This is a genomic window from Paenibacillus timonensis, from assembly GCF_022427145.1.
Lineage (GTDB): Bacteria > Bacillota > Bacilli > Paenibacillales > Paenibacillaceae > Fontibacillus > Fontibacillus timonensis.
In genome coordinates this window covers 1-5,574 of record NZ_JAKSXN010000113.1, presented here as the reverse complement: position 1 = coordinate 5,574, position 5,574 = coordinate 1, and the positions used below count along the sequence as shown (strand labels likewise).

Sequence of the window (5,574 nt, the reverse complement as noted above, 5' to 3'; positions counted from 1 at the left end):
CACCACGGCCGTTATTTGGCGGCTCCTGCGTCGAATAGACCTTCTTTCAGTTGAATAAGGGCTGCGGGGTCCGTAATCGCGAGAAATGAGGCGGGAAATGGCGAATAAGGTTTCTGGTGTCTTTTACGTGCAGAAAAAAGTTTTTAAGAAATATCTTTACATACCCCATGGGGTATATTATAATGAGCTTACCACAGCAAACCACGCTGGTTTGGAAAGGAGAGACGTATGGCGAAGGTCGAAGGGCATGAACATCCGACGTCCGCGCACTGCGAAGAGCATGGCGAGGGACATAACGTAACGGAGAACGGCAAGCTGGTCAGGCACAGCCACCATTCCGAAGCGATGAAGAACAACCTGACCAGTCGCTTGAACCGGATCGAAGGGCAAATCCGCGGTATCAAAGGGCTGATCGAGAGAGATACTTACTGTGACGATGTGCTGAACCAGATCGCCGCCGTGCAATCCGCGCTAAACAGTGTGGGCCGGCTGCTGCTGGAGGGACACATGAAGAGCTGCGTGATCGAGCGGATTCAAGCCGGCGAGACCGAAGTGCTCGACGAACTGCTGGTCACGGTCAACAAGCTCATGAAATAACGGCGGAACCCCCAGGGGGTACGCTGCAGATGTAGCCATTATGAATCTCATAGGAGGAATTTAACATGCAAAATATTACGTTAAACGTGGAAGGCATGTCCTGCAATCATTGCGTGAAGTCGGTAGAAGGGGCGGTTGCTGGGCTTGGTGCTACAGGCAAAGTTGATCTGGCCGCGAAAAAGGTGGATGTGACTTTCGACGAAACGAAAGTGACGGTTGAACAAATCAAAGAAGCGATCGAGGATCAAGGCTACGACGTCGTTTAATCCGATCCGGTACGGTTTTGCGGGATCTGGGCGTAGGGGGTTGACCGAGCGCCTTGCGACCCGGGAACCGGACTATGGGCGGCCGAGGTTTCGCTCGTCTTCAATATACCCCCGTGGGGTATTAAATTTCTGCAGGTTTTGAGATGGAGGAATGGTCATGGAAAAAGCATTGCCGATCAGCAGCGCGGATCACGATCAAACGACGCTGCAAATTACCGGGATGACCTGCGCCGCCTGCGCGGCCCGGATCGAGAAGGGATTAAACCGGCTGCCCGGCGTGGAGCAGGCCAACGTCAATTTGGCGCTTGAAACTGCGCAAGTGCGATATGAGCCGGGGGCGGTCACGCTGGAGCAGATCATCGATAAGGTGAGCCAGTTGGGCTACGGCGCGGTGTTGAAGCCGTCCGAGCAGGAGTCCGAGGATATCCGCACGCGGGAAATCCGCAAGCAGAGAAACAAGCTGATCGTCTCGGCGGTGCTCTCGTTCCCGCTGCTGTGGGCGATGGTCGGGCATTTCTCCTTCACCTCTTGGATCTGGACGCCGGAGTTGTTCATGAATCCGTGGTTCCAGCTCATACTGGCGACGCCGGTGCAGTTCGTCATCGGGCGCGGGTTCTACGTCGGGGCTTACAAAGCGCTACGCAGCCGGAGCGCGAACATGGACGTATTGGTCGCACTCGGGACGTCGGCGGCGTATTTTTACAGTCTGTATTTGAGCTTGGAGTCTTTGTCCATGCCTCACGGGCATACCCCCCAGCTGTATTATGAAACGAGTTCGATTCTGATTACGTTGATCCTCCTCGGCAAATGGTTCGAGGCATTAGCCAAAGGCCGCTCTTCCCAAGCGATCAAAACGCTGATGGGGCTGCAGGCCAAGACGGCGCTTGTCCTTAAAAACGGCGTGGAGACCGAGGTGCTGATCGAAGCGGTTGTGCCGGGCGACGTGTTGATCGTCAAACCGGGCGAGAAGATTCCGGTCGACGGGTTGGTCATCGGCGGCGCTTCCTCGGTGGATGAATCGATGCTGACCGGGGAGAGCATTCCGGTGGAGAAGAAGGAAGGCGATGCGGTCATCGGCGCGACCGTCAACAAACACGGCGTGCTGCGCGTGCAGGCCGCTAAGGTCGGCAGCGAAACCGCGCTCGCGCAGATCATCCGCGTCGTCGAGGAAGCGCAAGGCTCGAAGGCGCCGATCCAGCGGGTGGCGGATGTGATTTCCGGTATTTTCGTCCCGATCGTGGTCGGGATTGCCGTGGTTACGTTTTTGGTGTGGTTCTTCTTCGTGACGCCAGGGAGCTTTGCCGAGGCGTTGGAAAAGGCGATCGCCGTGCTGGTCATCGCGTGCCCTTGCGCGTTGGGGCTGGCGACGCCAACGTCGATTATGGCCGGCTCCGGTCGGGCCGCGGAGTACGGCATTTTGTTTAAGGGCGGCGAGCATCTCGAGGCCGCCCAAGGGCTGCAGGCAATCGTGCTGGATAAGACCGGCACGATCACGCGGGGGCAGCCGGAGCTGCGGGAAGTTGTCCCGGCCGAGGGCTGGGACGACGCGGCATTGCTCCGGCTCGTCGGCGCCGCCGAGCGCGGCTCCGAGCATCCGCTGGCGGATGCTCTGGTGGCCGGGGCGCGGGCGCGCGCTCTGGAGCTGCCCGAGGCGACCGCTTTTGAAGCGGTGCCCGGGCACGGGATTGCGGCGGTCGTGGAGGACCGCCGGGTGCTCGCCGGCACGCGCCGCCTGATGGCGCGTGAAGGCGTCGACGTCGCCGCCGCGGAGGCCGGTATGGCCGCGCTGGAAGCGGCCGGCCAAACCGTGCTGCTCGTGGCGGTGGACGGCGTCTACGCCGGCATGGTCGCCGTGAGCGACACCGTGAAGGAGACGTCCAAAGCCGCGGTGGCGCGGCTGAAGGAAATGGGCCTTCGCGTGATCATGATCACCGGCGACAACGTGCGCACCGCCAAGGCGATCGCCGCCGAGGTCGGGATCGACGAGGTGCTGGCCGAGGTGCTGCCGGAAGGCAAAGCCGACGAGGTGAAAAAGCTGCAGGCGCTCGGCCTGAAGACGGCGATGGTGGGCGACGGCATCAACGACGCTCCGGCGCTGGCCGTGGCCGACGTAGGCATCGCCATCGGCACGGGCACCGACGTGGCCATGGAGGCCGCCGACGTGACGCTGATGCGCGGCGACCTGGAAGGTGTGCCGGACGCCATCGCCATGAGCAAGCGCACGATGGGCAACATCAAGCAGAACCTGTTCTGGGCGCTCGCTTACAACACGATCGGCATTCCGGTGGCTGCCGCGGGCTTCCTGGCTCCTTGGCTGGCCGGTGCGGCGATGGCGCTTAGCTCGGTCTCGGTCGTGCTGAACGCGCTGCGTTTGCAACGGGTGAAGCTGTAACCAAACAAGCCTTCAAGGGCAAGGCTCCGGGTGGATCCCGGCCTTGCACCGTGAAGGCTTGTTTTTTGCGTTTGCGGCTACGTTATCGCAGGGAATGAGTTGGCGAATCGCCGACAATTCCTTGTTCCTCCAGAGCGAAGATCAACTTCTTCATCAGCTCGACGTTTGCCAAGATAGCGGACACGTCGGGCTTTTTGAACTTTTCCGTACAGGTTAACGTGCCACGTCCGCTTTTTTGGATCCGCAGCCGTAAATGGACGTTGGGATGGAGGTCCAATAGCTCCTCGAGACCCTCATGCTTTAATACCGATCGCAGCAGACTGGGATGGGAAGCCTTGGCCTGAAACCGCTTGTTCATGGCGGAGTTCGGGAGCGGGGTTTCCCGGAGACCGCCGGCAAACCAAGCCATAACATGCCGCTTGGCCGAAAATAAAACGAATTCCAGCTTGCGGCGCGGCCGGTAGTCGTATTTGACGGTGATCACGTAGGCGTTGCCGGATGAATCGTTACTCGGGTCGGTGATCGCCACCTCGCAGTTGCCGAAGCCGCGGGGGAGCGGCGCGCGCACATGCTGGCCTTTGTACTTCCAGCCCCGGAACTTTCCGGCGGCGTAGGTTCCCCCGGAAGTTCTGGCATACTCCTTCAGCAGGGCCGTCGACTTCGGTTCCCACCACGGCTTACGGACTTCTTTAGTCTGCGTCATGCTTCTCCTCCTCCTTGCCCGGCGCCCGGGTGGAAGGCAGTCTTCCCTCGCGGCGCAAAGCTTCTCGCAGCAGGTATTCGATATGACCATTCACGCTTCGGAATTCGTCCGCTGCCCAGCGTTCCAAAGCCTGATAGAGAGTCGGGTCAAGACGAAGCGGGAAGCTTTTCTTGCTGGCCATCGTGAATGGATGCCCCTAATCAGTACAACGTGCTGGCGTTGATGACCGGCTGGGCGGAACGGTCGGATACGACGGCGACGAGCAGGTTGTTGATCATCGCGGCTTTGCGTTCGTCATCCAGCTCGACGACCTGGCCGGCCTGCAGCCGCTCGATGGCCATCTGCACCATGGTGACGGCGCCGTCGACGATTTTCTCGCGGGCTGCGATGATCGCTTCGGCTTGCTGACGTTGCAGCATGGCGCTGGCGATTTCGGTCGAGTAAGCCAGATGCGTCAAGCGCGACTCGATGACCTTAACGCCGGCGATGGCCAGGCGGTTTTGCAGCTCGCCGGTCAGTTCCAGCGCAATCTCTTCCGTATTGGCGCGCAGGGAGAAGCCGGAGTCGTCCAGCTGATCATACGGATATTTGCTGGCAACGTGGCGCAGCGCGGCTTCGCTTTGAATCTCGACGAAGGTTTCGTATTCGTCCACTTCAAACAACGCTTTGGCAGAGTCGACCACCGAGAACACGACCACGGTGGCAATCTCGATCGGGTTGCCGTTAACGTCGTTCACTTTCAGCTTGGCGCTGTTGAAGTTGCGAACGCGCAGCGATACTTTTTTGCGAGTCGAAAAAGGGATGGCCAGATAGAAGCCGCTCTTGCGGATGACGCCAAGATACCGTCCAAAGAAGGTGACGACTGCCGACTGGTTCGGCTGTACGATCGTCAGCCCGGTCAAGAGCACAAAGGCGATGACGAAGGATAGCGCGCCGCCGGCTATGGGGATGGCTTCGCCCAGCGTCACGAGGTATGCCCCCAACGCAGTGAATCCCAAAATGAACAGCAGGGCAATAAAACCGTTCAGGTACGAAATTTCTTTTTCTTTCATCTTGAATGACACTCCTTCAGTTGCATATTGAATTGATACTGATATGATATCACTTTTGCAATATATTGTAAATAGATGACTAAGGATGAATGCTACGGCAGGGTTGGGGGCTTTACGAAGAAAGAATGGAGTGGGATCGGCAGCGTTGGGCAAGGGGAGTGTTCGGAATGTCCCATGGCGGGAGTAAAGGGGGGAGGCAAGTTGGATGGGATGAGATGGCGAGAGATTCGTAGGTGGTTGGATGGAACGGGGAAGGTGAGGAGACTAATCGGCGCTTGGACGGAATTAGAGAGGGCGAAGGAGATTCATTCATTGGGTGCAAGGAGAAGATAGGGTGGTGGGGTATTAATGACTAATTAATGTTTTGGTGGGAGAGGGAGCTTGGATCGGCGCTTTGTTGGTTGTGGGGGGGCGGAATGGAGACGAATTCGAGTAACTGAAGATAAAATGTTGTATTCACTACAACATTTTCCTCGGGTTTTCAGGTGAAATCAGTGAAATGTTGTAAAACCTGCAACATTTTCTCTGCCCTGTCGTGGTTTCGGGCTAAAATGTTGCACTTAT

General features: G+C 58.3%; 6 protein-coding genes. 3 read left to right on the top strand and 3 right to left on the bottom strand.

Translation table 11 applies throughout. The annotated features are described in order from the left end of the window. Window positions 1–228: 228 nt before the first annotated feature. From MJ257_RS24225 to MJ257_RS24215, 3 genes are all read left to right on the top strand, one after another. The gene (locus tag MJ257_RS24225; RefSeq protein WP_270407552.1) at window positions 229–597 is read left to right on the top strand and encodes a metal-sensitive transcriptional regulator; all 369 of its coding nucleotides are present in this window, start codon (window positions 229–231) and stop codon (window positions 595–597) included. A gap of 65 nt (window positions 598–662) precedes the next feature. Then, a complete protein-coding gene (copZ, locus tag MJ257_RS24220; RefSeq protein WP_178019834.1) occupies window positions 663–863 on the top strand; it encodes a copper chaperone CopZ in 201 nt (66 codons plus the stop codon). Window positions 864–1,020: 157 nt separating this feature from the next. Beyond that, window positions 1,021–3,255, top strand: a complete 2,235-nt coding sequence (locus MJ257_RS24215) for a heavy metal translocating P-type ATPase (protein WP_240271743.1) — start codon at window positions 1,021–1,023, stop codon at window positions 3,253–3,255. Window positions 3,256–3,337: 82 nt separating this feature from the next. On the opposite strand, the gene MJ257_RS24210 is transcribed toward MJ257_RS24215, so the two are convergent. Genes MJ257_RS24210 through MJ257_RS24200 form a run of 3 tightly spaced genes read right to left on the bottom strand, consistent with a single transcriptional unit; the run spans window position 3,338 to window position 5,010 of the window. Then, window positions 3,338–3,958, bottom strand: coding sequence for a hypothetical protein (locus tag MJ257_RS24210; protein ID WP_240271742.1), 621 nt, complete (start codon window positions 3,956–3,958; stop codon window positions 3,338–3,340). Then, window positions 3,945–4,139, bottom strand: coding sequence for a type II toxin-antitoxin system antitoxin (locus MJ257_RS24205; RefSeq protein ID WP_178019828.1), 195 nt, complete (start codon window positions 4,137–4,139; stop codon window positions 3,945–3,947). Before MJ257_RS24205 ends, MJ257_RS24210 begins: the two co-directional genes overlap by 14 nt. A gap of 19 nt (window positions 4,140–4,158) precedes the next feature. Beyond that, window positions 4,159–5,010, bottom strand: coding sequence for an SPFH domain-containing protein (locus MJ257_RS24200; RefSeq protein ID WP_240271741.1), 852 nt, complete (start codon window positions 5,008–5,010; stop codon window positions 4,159–4,161). Between the last annotated feature and the right edge of the window lie 564 nt (window positions 5,011–5,574).

Bases quoted from the DNA above. Each gene is read 5' to 3' on its own strand.
- MJ257_RS24225 (WP_270407552.1), top strand. From the start codon at position 229: ATGGCGAAGGTCGAAGGGCATGAACATCCGACGTCCGCGCACTGCGAA.
- copZ (WP_178019834.1), top strand. From the start codon at position 663: ATGCAAAATATTACGTTAAACGTGGAAGGCATGTCCTGCAATCATTGC.
- MJ257_RS24215 (WP_240271743.1), top strand. From the start codon at position 1,021: ATGGAAAAAGCATTGCCGATCAGCAGCGCGGATCACGATCAAACGACG.
- MJ257_RS24210 (WP_240271742.1), bottom strand. From the start codon at position 3,958: ATGACGCAGACTAAAGAAGTCCGTAAGCCGTGGTGGGAACCGAAGTCG.
- MJ257_RS24205 (WP_178019828.1), bottom strand. From the start codon at position 4,139: ATGGCCAGCAAGAAAAGCTTCCCGCTTCGTCTTGACCCGACTCTCTAT.
- MJ257_RS24200 (WP_240271741.1), bottom strand. From the start codon at position 5,010: ATGAAAGAAAAAGAAATTTCGTACCTGAACGGTTTTATTGCCCTGCTG.